The 20,250-nt window shown below is 51.1% G+C and carries 16 protein-coding genes and 1 tRNA gene; 9 read left to right on the top strand and 8 right to left on the bottom strand.

Features of this window, described 5'->3' with window-relative positions:
* Positions 1 to 93 (top strand): IS3 family transposase (locus tag ACO0LI_RS19890; protein ID WP_423034746.1); only part of this gene is annotated, 93 nt, incomplete at its 5' end.
* 116 nt (positions 94 to 209) lie between these two features.
* On the opposite strand, the gene ACO0LI_RS19885 is transcribed toward ACO0LI_RS19890, so the two are convergent.
* The 7 genes from ACO0LI_RS19885 to mutM all read right to left on the bottom strand — a co-directional run bounded on the left by ACO0LI_RS19885 (position 210) and on the right by mutM (position 9,174).
* Positions 210 to 1,217: a tetratricopeptide repeat protein gene (locus tag ACO0LI_RS19885; RefSeq protein WP_423034738.1), complete on the bottom strand. Its 1,008-nt coding sequence runs from the start codon at positions 1,215 to 1,217 to the stop codon at positions 210 to 212.
* 366 nt (positions 1,218 to 1,583) lie between these two features.
* Positions 1,584 to 2,747 carry an ABC transporter permease gene (locus tag ACO0LI_RS19880; RefSeq protein WP_423034736.1) on the bottom strand — a complete coding sequence of 388 codons (1,164 nt, stop codon included), beginning with the start codon at positions 2,745 to 2,747 and terminating at the stop codon, positions 1,584 to 1,586.
* Complete coding sequence (locus ACO0LI_RS19875) at positions 2,747 to 3,577, bottom strand: ATP-binding cassette domain-containing protein (protein WP_422952291.1); 831 nt, start codon at positions 3,575 to 3,577, stop codon at positions 2,747 to 2,749. Before ACO0LI_RS19875 ends, ACO0LI_RS19880 begins: the two co-directional genes overlap by 1 nt.
* Positions 3,574 to 5,049 carry an alpha/beta hydrolase gene (locus ACO0LI_RS19870; protein WP_423034734.1) on the bottom strand — a complete coding sequence of 492 codons (1,476 nt, stop codon included), beginning with the start codon at positions 5,047 to 5,049 and terminating at the stop codon, positions 3,574 to 3,576. Before ACO0LI_RS19870 ends, ACO0LI_RS19875 begins: the two co-directional genes overlap by 4 nt.
* 74 nt (positions 5,050 to 5,123) lie before the next feature.
* Positions 5,124 to 6,308: an A/G-specific adenine glycosylase gene (gene mutY, locus ACO0LI_RS19865; protein WP_423034732.1), complete on the bottom strand. Its 1,185-nt coding sequence runs from the start codon at positions 6,306 to 6,308 to the stop codon at positions 5,124 to 5,126.
* A gap of 4 nt (positions 6,309 to 6,312) precedes the next feature.
* Entirely contained in the window at positions 6,313 to 8,250 is a 1,938-nt protein-coding gene (locus tag ACO0LI_RS19860; protein ID WP_423034730.1) for a dynamin family protein, read from the bottom strand.
* A 102-nt stretch (positions 8,251 to 8,352) separates the two neighbouring features.
* On the bottom strand, positions 8,353 to 9,174 hold the full coding sequence (gene mutM / locus ACO0LI_RS19855; protein WP_423034728.1) for a bifunctional DNA-formamidopyrimidine glycosylase/DNA-(apurinic or apyrimidinic site) lyase: 822 nt from the start codon (positions 9,172 to 9,174) through the stop codon (positions 8,353 to 8,355).
* 164 nt (positions 9,175 to 9,338) lie between these two features.
* Between mutM and ACO0LI_RS19850 the strand changes: the two genes are divergently transcribed.
* The 8 genes from ACO0LI_RS19850 to ACO0LI_RS19815 all read left to right on the top strand — a co-directional run bounded on the left by ACO0LI_RS19850 (position 9,339) and on the right by ACO0LI_RS19815 (position 17,511).
* Complete coding sequence (locus ACO0LI_RS19850; protein ID WP_423034726.1) at positions 9,339 to 11,156, top strand: tetratricopeptide repeat protein; 1,818 nt, start codon at positions 9,339 to 9,341, stop codon at positions 11,154 to 11,156.
* A gap of 63 nt (positions 11,157 to 11,219) precedes the next feature.
* On the top strand, positions 11,220 to 11,891 hold the full coding sequence (lolB, locus tag ACO0LI_RS19845) for a lipoprotein insertase outer membrane protein LolB (protein ID WP_423034724.1): 672 nt from the start codon (positions 11,220 to 11,222) through the stop codon (positions 11,889 to 11,891).
* Positions 11,888 to 12,775, top strand: coding sequence for a 4-(cytidine 5'-diphospho)-2-C-methyl-D-erythritol kinase (gene ispE, locus ACO0LI_RS19840; protein ID WP_422952284.1), 888 nt, complete (start codon positions 11,888 to 11,890; stop codon positions 12,773 to 12,775). Before lolB ends, ispE begins: the two co-directional genes overlap by 4 nt.
* A gap of 32 nt (positions 12,776 to 12,807) precedes the next feature.
* Positions 12,808 to 12,884, top strand: a tRNA-Gln gene (locus ACO0LI_RS19835).
* Between the two features lie 122 nt (positions 12,885 to 13,006).
* Entirely contained in the window at positions 13,007 to 13,969 is a 963-nt protein-coding gene (locus ACO0LI_RS19830; protein ID WP_162039708.1) for a ribose-phosphate pyrophosphokinase, read from the top strand.
* 114 nt (positions 13,970 to 14,083) lie between these two features.
* On the top strand, positions 14,084 to 14,671 hold the full coding sequence (locus ACO0LI_RS19825; protein WP_422952283.1) for a 50S ribosomal protein L25/general stress protein Ctc: 588 nt from the start codon (positions 14,084 to 14,086) through the stop codon (positions 14,669 to 14,671).
* A 136-nt stretch (positions 14,672 to 14,807) separates the two neighbouring features.
* On the top strand, positions 14,808 to 16,553 hold the full coding sequence (gene ggt / locus ACO0LI_RS19820) for a gamma-glutamyltransferase (protein WP_423034722.1): 1,746 nt from the start codon (positions 14,808 to 14,810) through the stop codon (positions 16,551 to 16,553).
* A 496-nt stretch (positions 16,554 to 17,049) separates the two neighbouring features.
* Positions 17,050 to 17,511, top strand: a complete 462-nt coding sequence (locus tag ACO0LI_RS19815; protein WP_422952281.1) for a pilin — start codon at positions 17,050 to 17,052, stop codon at positions 17,509 to 17,511.
* A gap of 202 nt (positions 17,512 to 17,713) precedes the next feature.
* On the opposite strand, the gene ACO0LI_RS19810 is transcribed toward ACO0LI_RS19815, so the two are convergent.
* Positions 17,714 to 20,002, bottom strand: a complete 2,289-nt coding sequence (locus ACO0LI_RS19810) for a tetratricopeptide repeat protein (RefSeq protein WP_423034720.1) — start codon at positions 20,000 to 20,002, stop codon at positions 17,714 to 17,716.
* Positions 20,003 to 20,250 lie beyond the last annotated feature (248 nt).

Here is a 20,250-nt window from a genome sequence, read left to right as displayed (position 1 = left end):
GATTATATTCACTACTATAATCACGACCGGATCAAGGTCAAACTAAAAGGACTGAGTCCTGTGCAATACAGAATTCAGTCCTTGGCTACTTAAATAATTAAACGTCCAACTTTACGGGGTCACTTCATTCTGGTGCGTTTTTTTATGACTATCCCATGATTGTCATTGATTGCCTATCAGCTCTGCAAAACACCTGAAGCAATGAATAATCAGAGCTTTTGCAACACCTGGCTGGCACGGTCAATTTCGGCCTGGTATTGTGGCGACTTGCCTGGTAATGCTTTCAATATTGAAACTGCTTCTTCCAGCATCAGCCTGGCAGATTGCATTTGCTTTTGCTGGCGGTGAACCATGCCCAGATTAATCATGGTATGAGCAACCTTGGGTTGAAATGTTTCCGGATTTCTTTTCGCGGCCTGTCGCCAAAATGAAATAGATTTTTCATACGCCTGACGCGCTTCATCCCAGCGTCCCTCCTCCTGGCAGAGTATGCCTAAATTCAACAAGCTGCGGCCAAGATCGGCAATCGATGAGCCGGGACTCATTTGCTCTCTCTTGCGATAAAGTTGCACAACTTCTTCGAACAGAATACGCGCATCTTGATAGCGCCCTTGTGCCGCGTATTGAGAAGCCAGGGATTCAAGCATCACCCGTGCCATCGCGAAGTAAAAATCCGGTATTTTCTCTGCCACATTACGGAACATGACCGTCGCCTCTTCAAAATCGAGCTGCATTTCCTTTTTTCGATTTATCTTGCGATACAACAAGCCTCTGCTACGCAGCGTCAATGCCATATCTATTCGATTAAAACTGGCATTGGCACTCTTCAAAGTGCGGTATACGGCGATCGCTTCATCAAATAAAGCCAGTGCCTCCTTGTTGCGTTCAGACTCGGAATACACATTTGCAAGACTGGTCAAATTTTGCGCTAAATGCGTTGTATACAGAAGCGGCTGACTCTTCGCCAATTGTCTATAAATGCTGAGCGCTTCTTCGCTGGCTGCTATAGCGTCATCAAAACGTTTTTGGTCCAAATAGCTATTGCTCAAATTGCTCAAAGCAATGGCTATTTTTTCTTGATACGTTTCCGGATTGCTGAGCGCCAGCTTGCGGTAAATGAACAAACCTTCTTCATAACTGGCCTGTGCCTCCTGCATCCGGCTCTCGGCTTCATACGGGATGCCAACGTCAATCAGGGCGTCAGCCAGCTCTGCCATATACTTGCCAGGGTATTTTTGCGATAACTGGCGATAGATATTCAGCGCTTCTTCATCGGGTATACGCGCCTCCTTCATCTTACCAATCATGGCATAAGTGCGTCCGTGTGCACTTAGTAATTTCGCCAGTTGCGGTAAATATTGCTCAGGGTCTTTTTCTGCCAGTCGCCGATAACGATTGATATTTTCAGCACTGGTGTCTTCATTGACAGGTATTGCTGCGGCAGGCGCATCTGCCGCGGAGCATGGCTGCGCATTGATACTGGCGATCGCTATCAAGACGGAAAAATAAAAATGGTGTTTGAGGTTATTCACAATAATTTTGTTTTATTCAATTTACGTATCCATGTACCAAGTTCTGCATATTCAATGCATCACTACCCTGCGCATTTTTTGCGAAATATACGCCAGGCTGACCAGGCTCATCAGGGCACATACCATGAAGGCGATGCCAACTGCCACCACACTCAGGGTTTCGCCTTTCAACACCTGGTTCATCATCTGGTTTTGTGACAGCACTGGCACCCACTGGAACCATGAAGGTTCACGGCCTGGGAACAGGATAGGTACCAATGATACAAAGGGGATGAACATGGTCACCAGCTGGTTGCGTACCTGGGCTTCTTTATAGCTTTTGCAATCCAGTGAAATGGCAATCTGTATCGCCGCGACGCTGGCGGCCAGTGGCAGCAAAACCAGCAAGAAGCCCATCGCATCCTTGAAATTGAACTGGAATTCAGCACGCAGGGTTTCATTATGGATCAGCCATTGTGAAGGGAAGAAGCTGAAGATGGTCAGCACGACTACCCCCATGCCAACAATCGCGACCGCGCCCCATTTGCCGATGGTCAGTTGCCAGCCGCTGACTGGGTTCATCATCAGCGGCTCCAGCGAACCGCGCTCACGTTCACCTGCCGTGGTATCAATCGCGGCATACATGCCACCGAGGACAATGGCCATCAAAACCATCATGGGCAGCATGGTGGTGATGGTAGCTTTGCGTTCTTCCGGCTTTTTGATATGACGTTCGCGTATGTCAAGACGCTGCAATAATTCCAGCGACACACCACGCATGGCCAGCCCCAATGTAGCCAGCTCCTGCGAATAGCCATCCAGCAAACGGCGCAGGGGGCGCACACCAAATTCTGCCTGGCGGTTTGAGGTATCAAAGGCTATTTCCAGAACACCCTTGCCACCTGATGCCAGCTTCTCATCAAAATCATCGGGGATCAGCAAGACGGGCTGGTCAAGTTCCTTGCTTTGCGATTTGGCAGCATAATCATCAGGCGCGGTCTTGATTTGATAACCCTGACGCAGGATGAAGTTTTCCAGGCCGCGTGCATGCTCTATGCCCTTGACGAGGACAGTACGTTTTTCTTCCTGCGATTCAACCTGGGTCAGCACGACCGAGAAAATCAGCAGCATCAGTGGCACGCCCAGCAATGAACTGATCAGGGCTACCATCAGGGTGCGGCGGTCACGCAAGGCGTCACGCAACTCCTTGCGCAGGATAGCTAAAGTGGCTTTCATCAATTCACTCCTGTCAGAGATTTTTGTGGATGCAGGAATGCCAGTTTGACGAAGGCATCTTCAAAATTATCTTCACCGGATTGCGCCAGCAATTCTTCTACCGTGCCATGCGCCACGTCCTTGCCCTGGGCAACGATGACAACCTGGTCGCACAGTCGTTCTACCTCTTGCATGATGTGGGTAGAGAAGATGATGCACTTGCCGCCGCCTTCTGGCGAGCGCAGGAAGCGCAAAAATTCCCGCAGCGCGCGGGTAGCGACGACGTCCAGACCGTTGGTGGGTTCATCCAGAATGATGTTCTTGGGATCATGCACCAGTGCTCTTGCCAGCGCGGTTTTCATACGTTCACCCTGGCTGAAACCATCGGTGCGGCGGTCCAGCAATTTATCCATATCCAGCCATTGCGACAGTTGCTGGGTACGCTGTTCTGCATGGGCAGTGTCCATGCCATGCAACAAGCCATAGTAATGAATATTTTCACGCGCAGTCAGGCGCGGGTAGAGGCCACGCGCATCTGACAAGACCCCCATATGTGACTGGGTCGATGAAGTACCGGCCTTGACTGCTGTGCCGTCAACCATGATCTGCCCTTCGTCGGATTGCAAGAGTGCAGCGATCATGCGCAGCGTGGTGGTTTTGCCTGCGCCATTTGCGCCCAGCAAACCGGTGATGCAGCCATCACTGGCGCTGAAGCTGACGCCATCAACAGCCTTCACCACTTCACTGGTTTTTTTCAGCAAGCCAAGGCTGCGTGCAGCATTGACAAAAGCATTGCCTGAGGATTTGCCGAGGCGCACAAATTCTTTGTGCAAGTCATTGACGATAATCATGGCTTGGCCTCCTTGCCAGCTTTGTTGACAGCGGGCGGCACGGGTGCCTGCCAGGCCAGTGCACGCGGTATCTGACGCACGCAGGTGGTATCGACCTTGACGGCTTCGCTGTCTTCTTTGGCATTTAAAAAACGGTGTACTACATCGCGTATGCAGCCTTGGGCCAACAAACCGTGACCAGTATTTTCTATGACGACATGGCGGGCATTCGGGCCCAGCGCCTTGGCAACTTCATCGCCATATCTGGTGGGGGTAACAGGATCAAGACCACCACTGAGCAACAGGGCGGGCGAAGCCGAGGCGGGCACTTTGAAAAACTCTGCCGGTATCTCGCTACGCGGCCATTTTTTGCAAGTCTGGGTGTATTGATCAGCCATGAGCTTTTCAAAATCATCATTGGCAGGCAAACTTGCCGACTGTGCGAAAGCTTCACCACACCAGACCGAGAAATGCATGCCGTAAGAAATGCCACCAGGGCCAGGCAAATTGGTTGCACCTGTCATGGTCACCAGCGGCGCATAATTGCCCTGCTCTGCCTGCGTCAGCGCATATGGCAAAGCGGACAGCGAATTAGGGCTGTACAAGGACTTGTGAACCAGGCCCAGCAAACTGTCACGCGTCATCTCGGTCTTGATGGGCGTGCCCATGCGTGGGTGCGTGATAATGATTTTCTGCGGCTGGCTGGCCAGCAGTTTTTTCCAGCGATTTTCCAGGTCCGGGTAACTGGCATTGCAGGCGGCTTCTTTTTTGCAATCCCTGAACAAAGCATCCAGCGCTTTTTGTGCATCGGCACTGGCCAGGCGCATGCTTGGTGGCACCACGCCGTCAAGCACTATACGGCGTACGGATTGCGGGAACTGGCGCAGGTATTCAAGCCCGGCACGCGTGCCATATGAAGCACCGACGACATTGACGCGGCCATAGCCTTGCTTCAGGCGTACCGCCTCCAGATCTTGCATGGCAATGCTGGTGCCAAAGTATTGCAGCTCGCCATAAGGTAATGTCTGCAACTGGCGCATGCAGTCGTCGGTGACTTTGACTCTTTGTTCCGGAGATAAAACTTCTTCGGCTTTTTCGAGTTCAGGACATTCCAGCGGTGCACTACGGCCAGTGCCACGCTGATCAACAAACACCAGGTCACGGCGACGGTTCAGGCGTGCCATCAAGGTGGTCGCCCAACTGGCAACGCTGATGGCACTTTGGCCTGGGCCACCGGCCAGCAGGAAAACGGCATCCGGCAATTTATTCCTGTCCTGCGAAGGGATCACAACATACTGGATATCGATCTGCTTGCCTTGCGGTTGCGCCGGGTTCAAAGGTCTTTGCACCTGACCGCATTGCACTTCTTGCGGGAATTCTGGCAGGCGGCAAGCCTTGGTGGGTGAAGTAGTGGCTGCGGCATTGGCATGTGCTGTCACTGCACTGCATAGCGCCAGGCCAGACATGAGCCTGAGCATGAATCTTTTGTTCAAAGTGGTCTCCTGAAACTGCTTACTTAATGACTTGATTACTTTAATAGCAACTTCAGGAGTCTAAGCGGAATTACTCAATCAGTAAATGGCAGTTGTGATTGCGTGCCAAGATTACTCAGCAAAGCCTTGATAGGTGCAGGCAAACCCAGTTGCATTGCTTCACTGAGCGGATGCCAGCCAAGCTCACCTTCTGCAACTTGCAGGTGACGTTTTTTGAGTTGCACATGCACCGGCAGGATATGCAATTTGAAGTGGGTGAATACATGGGCAAAAACCGGCAAGACCTGGATGCTGGCGATGTCACCAAAACGGCTGGCGCGCTCACGCACAGTCGCCATTTGCGCATCGACAGAAAACGCATCATCCTCGCCACTATATTCTTGCATGCCCGCCAGCTCTGGCAGGGATAACAAACCACCCCAGATGCCAGTGGGTGGCCTGCGCTCCAGCAAGACTTCTGCGCCATCCTGCACCAGCAGCATGATGGCCTGTTTTTCTTTTTGCGCTTTTTTTGGTTTGCGTACTGGCAGCTCTGCGGTCCTGCCTTGTGCATAAGCCACGCAGCGTGTCTGGAAAGGGCATAGCGTGCATTTGGGGCTGCTGCGCGTGCATACCGTAGCCCCCAGGTCCATCAGGCCCTGTGTATAAGCGCCTATGTCTTGTGCGGGCAATAAAGCCTGGGCGCGCAGCCACATATTGTCTTCTACTGGTTTGGTGCCGGGATAGCCGTCTATGCCAAACACACGGGCAAATACGCGCTTGACGTTGCCATCCAGAATTGCTGCTACCGTGCCATAAGAAAATGCCGTGATCGCAGCGGCCGTTGAGCGGCCTATGCCGGGCAATTCTTGCAGCAAGGCGGGGTCAGCCGGGAACTTGCCCTGGTATTTATCCACCACCTGTTTGGCGCACTGATGCAGGTTACGGGCGCGGGTGTAATAACCAAGGCCGGCCCAGTGTTCCATGACTTGTCCGGCCGGTGCGGCCGCCAGGTCAAACACGGTAGGAAAAGTTTCCAGGAAGCGTTTGTAATACGGAATAACTGCCGTGACCTGCGTTTGCTGCAGCATGATTTCAGACAGCCAGACGCGATAAGCCTCATGGCTTTGCTGCCAGGGCAAGCCGTGGCGCCCATGCTGTTTTTGCCAGGTAATGAGCGCTGCAGAAAAACTGGGATCGACGTATAAACTTGAGTGGGTAGTAGCAAGCTCAGGCTGACCCGCGAGGTCAGCCTTGCTACGTGATGCTTTAGACTTCATTATTTCAGGCAGCCACCCGGAGCGCAGTCAGTTCTGCCGTCAATGCTGTACGCAGTGTGTCTTCGAGATCGGTCAGCGCTTTTTTCTGCGCATCGATATCTGCCTGCAAGCTCTCGAACGACGATATTTTGTCTTCCAGGCTGTCGGTTGCCACATGGATGCGCTGTATCGATTGCATGCGGTTTTTCAACTGCCCTTTGTGCTCACGTATCTGTGCTTCCAGCGGTGCCATGACGACTTTTTGCCAGGCTTCAACATCGCGGTTGGCTTGCAAGAAGCTTTGCTTGACGCGGGCAGCGACAGAATCAAAGAACTTGTGCATCAACACAACTTGCGGTGTCGTCAGCAAAGTGGCGGTGCTGAACTGCTTTTGATACACACCTTCAATCGCTTCGACTTCCTTGATGTATTTATCGAGAGAGAAAGACATGGGTGACGACAAGGCCAGACCATGTTCAGTCGAAAACTTGCGGTACATGACCGTCATCATTTCCGAAATCTCATCTGTCTTTTTATTCGATGTTTGCAGGTTCAGTTTAACCTGAGAAAAGAATTGCCTGACCGATTCACGCAGGCCCACCGAGAACCTGCTCTTTTCCATGGCTTCGCGCGATTTACGGATTTCTTCACGCAGGATATCCATGCCCAGGCTGGTATAGACCTCAGTCGATAAACGGGTAAACACCGACCGCGTGCCCTGCATGCGCAAGAGGCTGGCATCGAATTCTTTTTTCTCGGCATCGATACGCTTCATCATGTGTTCTATGACGTTCATATTCTTGCCGCGCAGGCTTTTCAATTCCATCATTTGCTCAACCATGCTGCGGCTGCGGGCAGAGATAACTGCCTGTTGCGCATGGATGATTTCATTGATTTCTGAAGACATCTGGGCGCGGATGATGTTTTGCTTGGCCGGTATCAATTCCTTGGACAAGGCATATTCCAGCGTAGGCAGGCGGCTGCGTGCCAGCAAAGGTGCATCTTTATTGATCTTGGCAACCAAGCCTTTTTGCGCCGAGATAGGGAAAATCTGCTTTTCTTCCAACCCCAGAGTATGCGCAACCGTGCTTACCTGACGGACGATTTGCGCTTCGACTTCTTCAGGCGTGCGCAATTCATCCCACATGCTGTCTATCTTGTTCAGGACCACCATGCGGCCAGGGCCATTGCCTATATTATTGCGCCAGACATCGATATCGCTCTTGGTCACGCCAGTGTCGGCGGCCAGAATGAACAAAACGGCATGCGCATTCGGAATCAAATTCAGTGTCAGTTCAGGCTCGGTACCTATCGCATTCAGACCCGGCGTATCGACAATGATCAGGCCTTCCTTCAACAAAGGATGAGGGAAATTGATAATCGCATGACGCCATTGGGAAATCTCTACCAGGCCATCTTCATCGACTTCCAGCGGTGCATCGGGGTCGTTTTCATCAAACAGGCCATATTGTTTGGCCACGTCTATGCTGACTTTCTTGGTCAGACTGACTTGCTTGAAGGCTTCCAGCATGCCGTCGCCGGAATTGATATTCAGCGGCAGTACCGTCCATACATGGCTCTGGCCCTTGTATTCACTGGTCGATTGCGCTTCGGCACGGGTTTCTATAGGCAGCAGGCGTATGCAGGGCGGGATAGTGTCGTCATACAAAAGCTCGGTCGGGCACATCGTGGTGCGACCGGCAGAAGACGGCAATATGCGCTGACCGTAGTCTGCAAAGAATATGGCATTGATCAGTTCTGACTTGCCGCGTGAGAATTCTGCAACGAAAGCGATAGACAATTTGTCATCAACCAGACGTTCCATCAAACGCGCAATGCGCTGATCACTGGCGGCATCGGCCATATCCGATCCATGTATCCATGTCCGGTACTGCTCCAGCGCTTTGACCACTCCTTTGCGCCAGTCGCTGTACTCCTGGAATTTCTGAACCAGATTGCTCATGTTCCCCTCAGTTAACTTTTTTGATATTCCAAGTATATATGGAAGCGTTAAAAAAATACGCGTAAATCGAATTTTGCTTACATTTCAGCCAGATTTGTGGGTTTATTTCTGACATTTTGCACAATAAAAGCTACTGCGTTGTCCTTGTTTTATCTGTCTGACGGCTTCGCCACAAACGCGACAGGGTTCGCCAGTGCGGTCATACACAAAGTAAGATTGCTGAAAATACCCGCTTTGCCCATCCACGCCCATGAAATCTTTAAGAGTGCTGCCACCCGCCTCAATCGCTGCCGCCAGGGTCGCCCGTATGGCCGCTTCCAGTAAAGTATAGCGCTTCAGGCTGATGCGTCCAGCCTGAGTTTTAGGGTTGATGCCGGCCCGGAACAAACTTTCTGATGCATAAATATTACCAACACCGACCACAATATCCCCGGCCAGCAAGACTTGTTTGATGGGCGCACTACGGTTTCTTGTTAATTTATACAATAATTCTGGATTAAATCCGGCTTCCAGCGGCTCTACGCCCAACTGGCGTATCAGCAGATGCTCTTCGAGGTCGCCATCAGCAGCGTCATGCCAGAGTACCGCGCCAAAACGACGTGGGTCTGTCATGCGCAAGGCAAACTCACCAACAACAATATCAATATGATCATGCTTGGCCGGTGGCAGATTTTTGTCCAGCACGCGCAAATGACCGGACATCCCTAAATGTATGAGCAAGGTACCATGCTCAAATTGCAACAGCAGATACTTACCCCTGCGCCCCGTCGCCAGGATGCGCCTGCCTGCCAGCAAAGCAGGCAAGTTGGTGGGAAAAGGCCAGCGCAAGCCAGCACGGCGCATGATCACGTCAGTGACCAGCTTGCCTGTCAGGTGCGGCTCGACACCACGGCGCGTCACTTCAACTTCAGGTAATTCTGGCATGTGAGGGAACTTTTACCATTACAATCTGACACAGTGTATATATGCAGTGAAACCCACAGTTGCGCTGCTTCAGCGTAAAATCAATCATCAACGTCAAATCCGGATTCGTTTTGAAAACACTGCCTACTCTCATATTTAACCCTATTGTATCCGCAATATCATCCATGTCTGCTGCTGCACTGTGGCGACCTGCGGCTCTGGTATTGAGCGCGGCCCTGATCAGCGGCTGTGCAAGCGTAGGCAAACCAGGCGCAACTGCCGAGGACACGCATCATGTCAGTGATGCTGCACAGGCGGCCCTGTCTGCAGAAAAGACACTGAACGGTGTAGCCAGTGCACCGGTGTATGAAGACCCCTTGCCTGAAGTCAAGCTGACCGAGGAATTATTCTACAAGATCGTCACCGCAGAAATCGCCTTCCAGCGTGGCAGTTGGCAAAGCGCCTATGTGATTCTGTACTCTGTGGCAGAACAGACCCGCGATCCGCGTATTGCCAAACGGGCTGCGGAAATCGCGCTGGCCGCCAAACAATCTGGCGAGGCCTTGCAGGCTGTGCGCCTGTGGCGCGAGCTGGCACCTAATTCAAATGAAGCCACCCAGTATTACCTGGGCTTCATGGTGATGAATAATAATCTGGCTGAAATCCAGTCTGTCTATACCGAAAAGCTGAAGTCATCTGACCCCAAACAACTGGGTGTCATGATGTTGCAGGTACAGCGCCTGTTGTCGCGCGCACGTGACAAGAATGGTGCATACAATACCTTGGTCACCCTGCTGCAACCGTATAAAGATAGCCCCGATGCCCATATGGCGCTGGCCCAGGGTGCCTATGTCAAGGGTGACAACAAGCTCGCCGTCAGTGAAGCGCAGGAAGTACTGAAAGCCAGGTCAGATTCTCAACTGGCGGCGCTGACAGTTGCGCAGGCGTCTTCACAAGAGGATGCGGCCAAGGCTTTATCGGCCTTTCTGGTAAAAAACCCAGGTGCCCGCGATGTGCGTCTGGCCTATGCCAGCATATTGATAGACCTGAAACAACTGGATCAGGCCAACCAGGAATTTGAAATCATCGCGCGTGACAAACCTGATGATGTCAGTGCGATCTATACCCTTGGTGTACTGGCGATGGAACGTAATCAACCGCAAAAAGCCGAGGCTTATTTCCTGAAATACCTGCAGTCACTCGAAGGTAAAAGCGGTGAAGAGCGCGACCCGACCACTGCACTGGTCAATCTCTCGCGCATTGCAGCTGAACGCAAGGATTACAGAGCCGCGCAAGACTGGCTGGCACAAGTCGATTCTTATGATGGCCGCAACCCTGCCTGGTTCAATGTACAGATACGCCGTGGATTCTTGCTGGCCAAGGAAGGCAGGCTGCTGGAAGCGCGCGCCTTTATACAGCAAATCAAGGCCAGCAATGAAACTGAACAAATCCAGTTGATACAGTCAGAAGCGCAGCTATTGCGCGATGCAAACCTGCCTGATCAGGCCAGGGCCGTGCTGGAGCAAGGCATTAAACAGACACCAAATAATCCAGACTTGCTTTATGACTTCGCCATGCTGGCCGAGTCACAAAAAGATATCCCGGGTATGGAAGCCTCATTGCGTAAGGTCATAGAACTGGCGCCCACCAGCCAGCATGCCTACAATGCCCTGGGTTACTCTTTTGCTGACCGCAATGTGCAACTTGATGAAGCCAATACTCTGATAGAAAAAGCTAACCAGCTCGCACCAGATGATCCTTTCATCCTTGATAGCCTGGGTTGGGTCAAGTTCAGGCTGGCCAAGTATGAAGAAGCTGAACAAGCCCTGCGCCGCGCCTATCAAATGCGCCCCGATGCCGAGATAGGTGTGCATCTGGGTGAAGTTTTGTGGACCATGGGGCAGAAAGATGACGCAAAAAAAATCTGGCGTGATGCCCTGAAAAAAGACCCGGAAAATCAGACCCTGAAATCCACGCTGGAAAGATTGAAAGTCAAACCCTGATGCTGATCTTGTCAAAGATGCTTACATCGAAAATTGAATAGAATGACACCTGGCGGACAGATAATGTCCGCCTTGTTATTTGTACTCACTCCATACGCGATCCATACTGCAACCATGCCATCAAATACCCCATTCAAGCTGCTTGCCTCCACTCTTTTTTGCACCCTGTTCAGTACTGGTTGCGCCAGCCTGAACAGTCCGGCACAAGTGCCAGCAACAGCGAGCACTGCTACGACAGCAAGCACCCGCCAATATCAGCAAAAAATACAAATCAGCGGCAAGATATCCATCCAGTACCAGCAGGCAGACAAGCCACAGAGTCTGCCTGGCGGCTTTGAGTGGGAACAGGATGCGCAAGGCATACGCATCAATCTCTTATCCCCTCTTGGCCAGACCATGGCGCGCATTACCCAGACTGCGCAGGGTGCCACGCTGGAACAGGACGGCAAGGTACCGCGCACTGCCAGCGACCTTGACCAGTTATTGCAAGATACCCTGGGCTGGTCTTTGCCGGTAGCAGGTTTGCGCGACTGGCTGCAAGGCTTTGTCGCCATCGACGGCAAGCAACTGGCCGCTGTGAAAGCAGAAGACCAGACCCTGACTACACAGGGCTGGAAGCTGCGTTATGTCAGCTGGCATGAACAACTAAACTTCCCGAAACGCATAGACTTGCAAAGATATACCGAGCAGGCTGGTGATGTCTCTATCCGCATTGTGGTGAATGAATGGAAATGAGCAGACTGGACAATTGCCCTGCCCCCGCCAAACTCAACCTGTTTTTGCATGTGACAGGCCGCCGGGCAGATGGCTATCATTTGCTGCAAACCGCATTCCAGTTGATAGACCGTTGCGATTACCTGGATGTCGAAGTGCGCGCCGATGGCCAGATATGCAGAACCAATGAGATAGAGGGCGTGCCTGCGGACAGTGACCTGATCGTGCGAGCTGCAAGATTATTGCAAAGCCATACCGGCAGCAAATTGGGTACGAACCTGACTTTGCGCAAAAACCTGCCCATGGGCGGCGGCCTGGGTGGCGGCTCATCTGACGCGGCCACTACCCTGCTGGCGCTAAATCATTTATGGCAAACCGGTGTGCAATGCGATGAGTTGATGAAACTGGCCCTGCAACTGGGGGCAGATGTACCCTTCTTCCTGTTTGGAACAAATGCCTTTGCTGAAGGCGTGGGCGAGGAATTACAGGCCCTGGTCACGCCAGACGTCTGGTTTGTGGTACTGGAGCCGGGCGTACAAGTCCCTACACCTGCAATTTTTTCGGCAAAGGAGTTGACAAGGGACACAAATCCGGTCAGAATAGCGGACTTTTCCAGTGATGCAAAACATAATTGGAAAAACGATCTGCAAACAGTTGCCTGCGCATTGTTTCCGCAAGTTGATGCAGCCATTAAGTGGCTCTCACAATACGGCGATGCAAAGATGACGGGATCTGGAGCTTGTGTTTTTTGTGCCTTTGCCGACGAGACGGCAGCAGACACAGTGTTAAAACAAGTGCCCGGTCGCTGGACATCATGGAAAGCAAAAGCACTGAGTAGCCACCCGATGGCACAGAAATTGGGATCGAAAAATATTTGGCTTGAAGCCGGTTTAACGCTAAAATAGCGGCGAACTTGGAAACAGGCAAACGGTTGTGTAGGGGAGTCGCCAAGCTGGTTAAGGCACCGGATTTTGATTCCGGCATGCGAAGGTTCGAATCCTTCTTCCCCTGCCATTAAATTAAAGCCGCCGCATAGATTGTGCGGCGGCTTTTTCAGTTTTATCAGCGGCCATTTTTGTATAAAACCCATGCAAAATAAGCCAGACCCACAAAATCTCAGCCGATAGGTCCCAGCCATGGCAAATGCGCGCGCAAATGACAACATGATGGTTTTCACTGGCAACGCCAATCCTGCACTGGCTGCCGGTGTTGCCAAACAACTCGGCATCCCCCTCGGCAAGGCAGACGTTTCCAAATTCTCCGACGGCGAAGTCATGGTCGAGATCAATGAAAACGTCCGCGGTAAAGATGTATTCGTTCTGCAATCCACCTGCGCACCTACCAACGACAACCTGATGGAAATCATGTTGATGGTCGATGCACTGAAACGTGCTTCTGCCGGTCGTATCACTGCTGCCATCCCTTATTTTGGTTATGCCCGCCAGGACCGTCGCCCCCGCTCTGCGCGTGTAGCGATTTCTGCCAAGGTGGTTGCCAACATGCTGGAAGAAGCCGGTGTAGACCGCGTGCTGATCATGGACTTGCATGCGGATCAAATCCAGGGTTTCTTTGATATCCCTGTTGATAATATTTACGCTTCACCAATTTTGCTGGGCGACCTGGTTGCCAAAAATTACGAAGACCTGCTGGTAGTTTCCCCTGACGTGGGCGGTGTGGTACGTGCCCGTGCTTTGGCAAAACGCCTGGGTTGTGACCTGGCCATCATCGACAAGCGCCGTCCAAAAGCGAATGTCTCTGAAGTCATGAACATCATTGGCGAAGTTGAAGGCCGTAACTGCGTCATCATGGATGACATGGTCGATACTGCCGGTACACTGACCAAAGCTGCTGAAGTATTGAAAGAACGTGGCGCCAAGAAAGTATTGGCTTACTGTACTCACCCTGTTTTGTCCGGCCCTGCGATACAACGTATTTCGCAATCGCCATTGGATGAACTGGTCGTGACAGACACTATCCCGCTGACAGAAGCTGCCCGTGCCTGCTCCAAGATCCGTCAATTGTCTTGCGACAGCTTGCTGGCCGAGACTTTCCGCCGTATCACCAAGGGCGAGTCTGTCATCTCCCTGTTCACGGACTAAATCATTTTTCGGCCCTGCCATCTTCTTGGTGGCAGGGCTATTTTCTGGGCCCCTGGTCGCGGGGGTTCAACACCGCAAACCGAATAAACGGTTTGCATTTTTTGGAGTAACACCATGAAAGTAATCGCATTTGCACGCAATGTTCAGGGGACCGGAGCGAGCCGCCGCCTGCGCCTTGCTGGCCAAACACCTGGCATCATCTACGGCGGTACAGAAGCCCCGGTATCCATCACTCTGGATCACAATGCGCTGTACCATGCATTGAAAAAAGAAGCTTTCCATTCTTCCATTCTGGACCTGGAAGTTGATGGCAAATCAGAAAAAGTATTGTTGCGTGACTTCCAGGTCCACGCCTACAAACAACTGGTTTTGCACGCTGATTTCCAACGCGTAGATCCTAACCAAAAAATCCACGTTAAAGTGCCTCTGCACTTCATCAACGCTGACGTATCCCCAGCTGTGAAACTGTCTTCTGCAGTGATCAGCCACGTTGCTGTTGAACTGGATGTTTCCTGCTTGCCAGCAGATCTGCCAGAATTCGTTGAAGTTGACCTGTCCAAACTGGAAGCTGGTCAATCCATCCACGTATCTCAACTGACACTGCCAAAAGGCGTGACAGCTGTTGTACACGGTGGTGACGCTACTGTTGCTATCGCTGTTGTGCCAGCTGGCGCAACTTCTGCAGAAGCTGAAGCAAAATAATTTGCATTTATGCAGATTAGATGAAAGCCGCCTCCGGGCGGCTTTTTTTATTTGGGCTGGCGCGAAACTTTGTTTATGCGAAATACGATAATTGGTATTACTATTTCTGCTATCGATGATTTCTGGAGTTATACGCATGCCCTCGCCTTCCAGCCGCAAGCTATGTCTGAGTCTGCTCGTCCCCCTGTGTTTCGCTGTAGTCAGCCCCGCCAGCCAGGCGCAATTGGCTGCAGGCATCAAATACGATACAAGCTACCCCATCATCAGCCCGGTATATGCAAAGTCTGGCATGGTGGCGACTGAACAGGCGCTGGCAAGCCAGGTTGGCCTTGATATCCTCAAGCGTGGTGGCAATGCGGTAGATGCTGCAGTGGCAGTCGGTTTCGCGCTGGCTGTGGTGCTGCCAAACGCAGGCAATATTGGTGGTGGCGGCTTCATGATTATTCATGACAGCAAATCAGGCAAGGATATAGCGCTGGATTTTCGTGAGCTGGCACCAGAAAAAGCCAGCCGTGACATGTACCTGGATGCCAAGGGCAATGTCATCTCCGGCAAATCCCTGTATAGCCACCTGGCAGTTGGCATACCCGGTACAGTGGCAGGCATGGACCTGGCCTTGCGCAAATATGGCAGCATGAAATGGAAGGATGTCATCGCCCCGGCGATACGCCTGGCCGAACAGGGTTTTGAAATCACCCCGCATCTGGCTGAACTCATCGATTCCAGCAAAAATCAGCTCGGTAAATGGCCAGCCAGCCGCGCTATCTTTTTCAAGGATGGCAAACCCATGCTGGCTGGTGAGCGCTTAATGCAAAAAGACTTGGCGCAATCGCTGCGCCTGATTGCCGAGCAAGGCCCGGCTGCATTTTATGAGGGTGCGGTCGCCAAAAAAATCGTCGCTGAAATGCAGCAGCACGAAGGTTTGATTTCTGCCAGTGACCTGAAGAATTACAAGGTAGTGGAACGCATACCCGTGCGTGGCAATTATCGTGGCTATGACGTGGTTTCGATGCCGCCACCCAGTTCTGGCGGTGTACACATCATACAAATGCTGAACATGCTGGAGCACTACCCACTCAAGGAACAGGGTGCCAACAGCGCCCAGACCCTGCATCAGTTGAGCGAGGTCATGAAGCTGGCCTATGCTGACCGTTCAGAATTTTTGGGTGATCCTGACTATTACAAGGTGCCGCTCAAGGGCCTGACTTCACGCGCTTATGCGGATGAACTGGTCAAGAAAATACAGCCAGACCGCGCCACGCCTTCTGCCGAAATCAAACCAGGCAAACCTCTGCCCTATGAGAGCGACCAGACCACGCATTACAGCGTGGCCGACAAATTCGGCAACATCGTCGCCACCACTTACACCCTGAACCTGAACTTTGGCAGCGGCATCGTTGCCACTGGCACAGGCATAGTCCTGAACAATGAAATGGATGATTTCTCGGTCAAGGCTGGCGTACCAAATGCCTTTGGCTTGCTGGGTGGTGATGCCAACGCCGTACAGGGCTGGAAACGGCCTTTAAGCTCGATGTCGCCGACCATCGTACTCAAGGATGGCAAACCCTTTCTTGTCACCGGCAGCCCCGGTGGCAGCCGCATTATCACAACGACACTGCAAACCATATTAAACGTCATAGACCATGACATGAACGTGGCAGAAGCCACCATTTCGCCACGCATACACCAGCAATGGATGCCAGACCAGCTACGCTTTGAAAAAGGCATCAGCATGGACACGCTGCGCCTGCTGGAGCAAAAAGGCCAGGTACTGCGCCCTACTGGCACGCTGGGCAAGACCCAGACCATACAGATAGTCCCGCAAGGCTTTGCCGGTTATTCAGACCCGCGCAACCCGGATGGTGCTGCGCTGGGGTTTTAATCGGAGTTTTAAGTCAGGGCCATCATTTGTCAATTACGCCTGGTGTAAATAGCAATTCTTCTCGCGTTATTAAAAAATCACTGACCTAAAGTGTAACAATTTCGAAACAAGTGCAAATTTTTGTATTACATTGACGTTTTTTGTCATTGACATTTGTCGTTTTAGTATTTTTTAATATAAAAAACTAAAATGACAAGAATATCGCGCCTGATGTCAGATATTCATCAAACTGGATAAAACGCAGGCCGATATTTTTCCATAGTCAGATATTTCTGCACTATTCCCGGTTGCAAGAGTTTATATTTCTTGCGAACTTTCTATTGGGCATTTCTCCTGTATCAACAAGGCAAACAATTGCAAGCTGGATGCAAGAAAAATTGTGGCTTTAAGGGTTCAGCTTTAGCATACGGCTGGCAATTTTAAGCGCAGTCAAACGATTGGCACAAAATTTGCGTCTATGACGTAACTAAACTGCTTTTGCTGATGGGAGAAAGAAATGCAAAGATATTCAAAAACAATTCAGCGAGGCTTCACACTCATAGAATTGATGATCGTGGTGGCCATCATCGGCATCCTGGCAGCAATCGCTTTTCCACAATATTCTGATTATGTTTCCCGCACACGTGCGTCTGGTGCGATATCCGAACTCAATAGCCTGAAAAAAGAATTATCCATTTGCTACCAGAATGAAAATAGCTGGTCAAACTGCACGGTCATGGGCAGCAATTCTATCCCTACGGTCATCACCTCAAAATTTTTGACCAATGCAGCCCCCTCCATTTCGAATGCAGGCGTGATTACACAATCAACGACAGGGGCAACGACAAGTACAGGAACTGCGTTGAGCATCATATTGACCCCTTCCATCAGCTCAGGGCAAAGTAATATGATATGGGCAAACACAGGGACTGTCTGTGACCCGATTCGCGGTTTGAAACCAGGCCAGGGCGGCTGCTAATATCCTGCATTTATGCTGCACTTAGGCTGCAAATAAGCTGCAAATAAGCTGTACATAAGCAGGCTGGCGGGAACAATGCTAAATGCATGTCCCGCAATTTCAATCAAGCCCTCATAGGCTTGATCGCAGCCTTGAGTGGTGCGCTTGATTGAACAGAGGCTTGAGTATCGTAGTAGCCTTCACCCGCACTCCCCCTCGCTTCTTATACCTTCGTCCCCTCGCACCATGTAGTCCACATGCTACGCAGCGCGGTATCTACTTTAGCTGAGAATCCCGCCTCATCCATCAACTTGCTGTGTATCATCTGCTCGCGCAAATTCTCACGCACTTGTGCGAGCATGCTGGTGTTACTGGCAAGTTCGACGACTTTATCTATATATTCCTGTTCAGATTGCGCTATCCATTCTGGATGACCAATGCCTTTCAGAATTGAACTACCCAGCAAGCCGACGCTGGGCCGTCCGGCCAGCGTCACATAGGGCACGCCCATATACAGAGTTTCAAACAGCGTAGTACCTGAATTGTGCGGGAAACAGTCCAGACCTATATCGATCTTTCTCAGGGTATTCCAGGGCGGGGTATCGTAGCCTATTTCCAGGCGGGACTTGTCTATGCCAAGTGCAGCAAATTTTTCTTCAAGATCCCGGCGCAAATCGGCATTTTTAAAATTCCCACTATTGATTAATAATTTTGCGCCTTCTATTTTTTCCAGTATCGCTGCCCATACACGTATGGTGAGATGATTGATCCTGACTGACCTGGTCAGCGTACCCAGAGTTATGTAACCATTTTTGAGCGCAGGCAGAGTGCTGACCTCGCCCATTCCATCGGCAGGACGATATGCAAATGAGGGCGTCTCCAGGCGCCAGGGCTGCTCTGAAAATACGGCTTCAGCGCCTGGTGGAGCACAAGTATCATCGGTCAGAAAATAATCAATCGCCCTAAGGCCAGTCGTATAACCATAACCCAGCCACGAAACCTGCACTGGCGCTGGCTTGCGGGCAAATACCTGCAAGCGGTTACTCCCCGTATGACCGGCAAGATCGATCAGAATATCGATGCCATCCGCCCGGATTCTCTCTGCCAGCTCGTCATCAGACAGGCCTGCCGTGGGCACCCAGTGATCTACATAAGTCTTGTAACGCTCAGTGACTGCATCTTCATATTTTAATTCTGCATAGGCATACAACTCAAAACCAGACGAGTCATGATGTGCCAGCAAAGGCTCGAGAAAATACTGGACTGCATGCCGGCGAAAATCTGGCGAAACATAGCCAACTCTGATACGGCGCTGCGGGTTCTTGTCGTTCGCAAATGCCTGCCACTTGCGTTGGTGGGGACGCGCATACTTTTCTTCATAGACCTGATACTCGCCAAATATCTCACTGGCACTTCGCACAGGATCATAGTTCAGCAGGAACAGCAGGTTGCCATAGGTCTCGGCATGATCGGGCTCTATTTCCAGCGCTCTGCGATAACTTTGTTCAGCTTCTGCCCTCATGCCGCGGTCAGAATAGGTATTCCCCATATTGCTGAACAAATTGAGTGAATTGGCATCCAGGCTAAGGGCACGTTGATAAGATGCCGTTGCCTCAAGGTAGCGCGCTGTTTCGTGATAAACAATGCCCAGATTGCAATGAAAGCGGGCAATCTCAGGTTGTAAGGATATCGCAGTTTTATAACACTTTTCTGCATCCTCAAGGCGAGTCTGCTTTTTATAGACATCACCAAGATTACAATGCGCATCTGCAAAGTCAGGACGTATTTTCAAGATAGCCTGAAAACATTGTGCCGCTTCTTCCAGCCTGTTTTTCTCCTGCAAAATCAAGCCGATATTATTGCGGGTTTCTACATGAAGTTCATTGATCTTCAGGGCACTATTAAAATAGCTTTCTGCCTCATCATATTTGCCGCGCTCTTTGCATATCATGCCGAGGTTACAAAATGCAGCAAAGTTGCCGGAATCGATTTTAATGGTTTGCTTGTAGTGATCTTCCGCTTCGTCCAGCAAGGACTGGCGCTGCAAAATAGTCGCTAGATTGAAGTGTGCATGACTGAAATTGGCTCTGAGTGCCAGCGCCTTGCGATACCAGGACTTGGCTTCATCCAGGTGCCCCAGCGATGTCAGCGTCACGCCCAGGTTAAAAAAAACGTAGTGAGACTCGGGGTGAAACTGGAGTATCTGCTTATACACTTGCTCAGCGTCTTCATAACGACGCAACTCATCGAGGCTGATACCCAGATTAATGGCTGCATCCAGAAAATCTGGCTTGATTGCCAGCGCTAGCCGGTAATACTTTTCAGCCTGCACGCAATTGCGTTGCTCATACCAGGAGTCACCCAGTTTATTGTTTAATTCTGCATCTTCTGGATGGATCAGCAGGGCCTGCTGATAGCTTTTTACTGCCTCAACAAAGTTTCTGTTTTTAAAAAACTCATCTCCGGCCGTCTTCAAATTGTCAGCACCGGTCTCTTGCAGATGCGTTGCCAAGCTAGCAGGCTCAGAGGTCTCTGGGGCCTGGACAGAGTTAGTGCTATTGTCAGCAGTTGAAGAAAATTTACTTTTAATCCAATTCAGCATTTGTCATTTCTCAAGTAAGCGCCAGCCATATTTATCTATTAGTCCAGATTGTAAATGTGGCGCACAAGTTTGAGCAATAAATCAGAACTGCCTTGCAAGTCCCGGGATGTCTTTTGCATATGACGGGTTGTTACCGGTAAGGCAAGGCGAGAAGTTTT

Source organism: Undibacterium sp. Tian12W, assembly GCF_049339405.1.
GTDB lineage: Bacteria > Pseudomonadota > Gammaproteobacteria > Burkholderiales > Burkholderiaceae_D > Undibacterium.
This window is presented reverse-complemented; position numbering and strand designations above follow the sequence as displayed.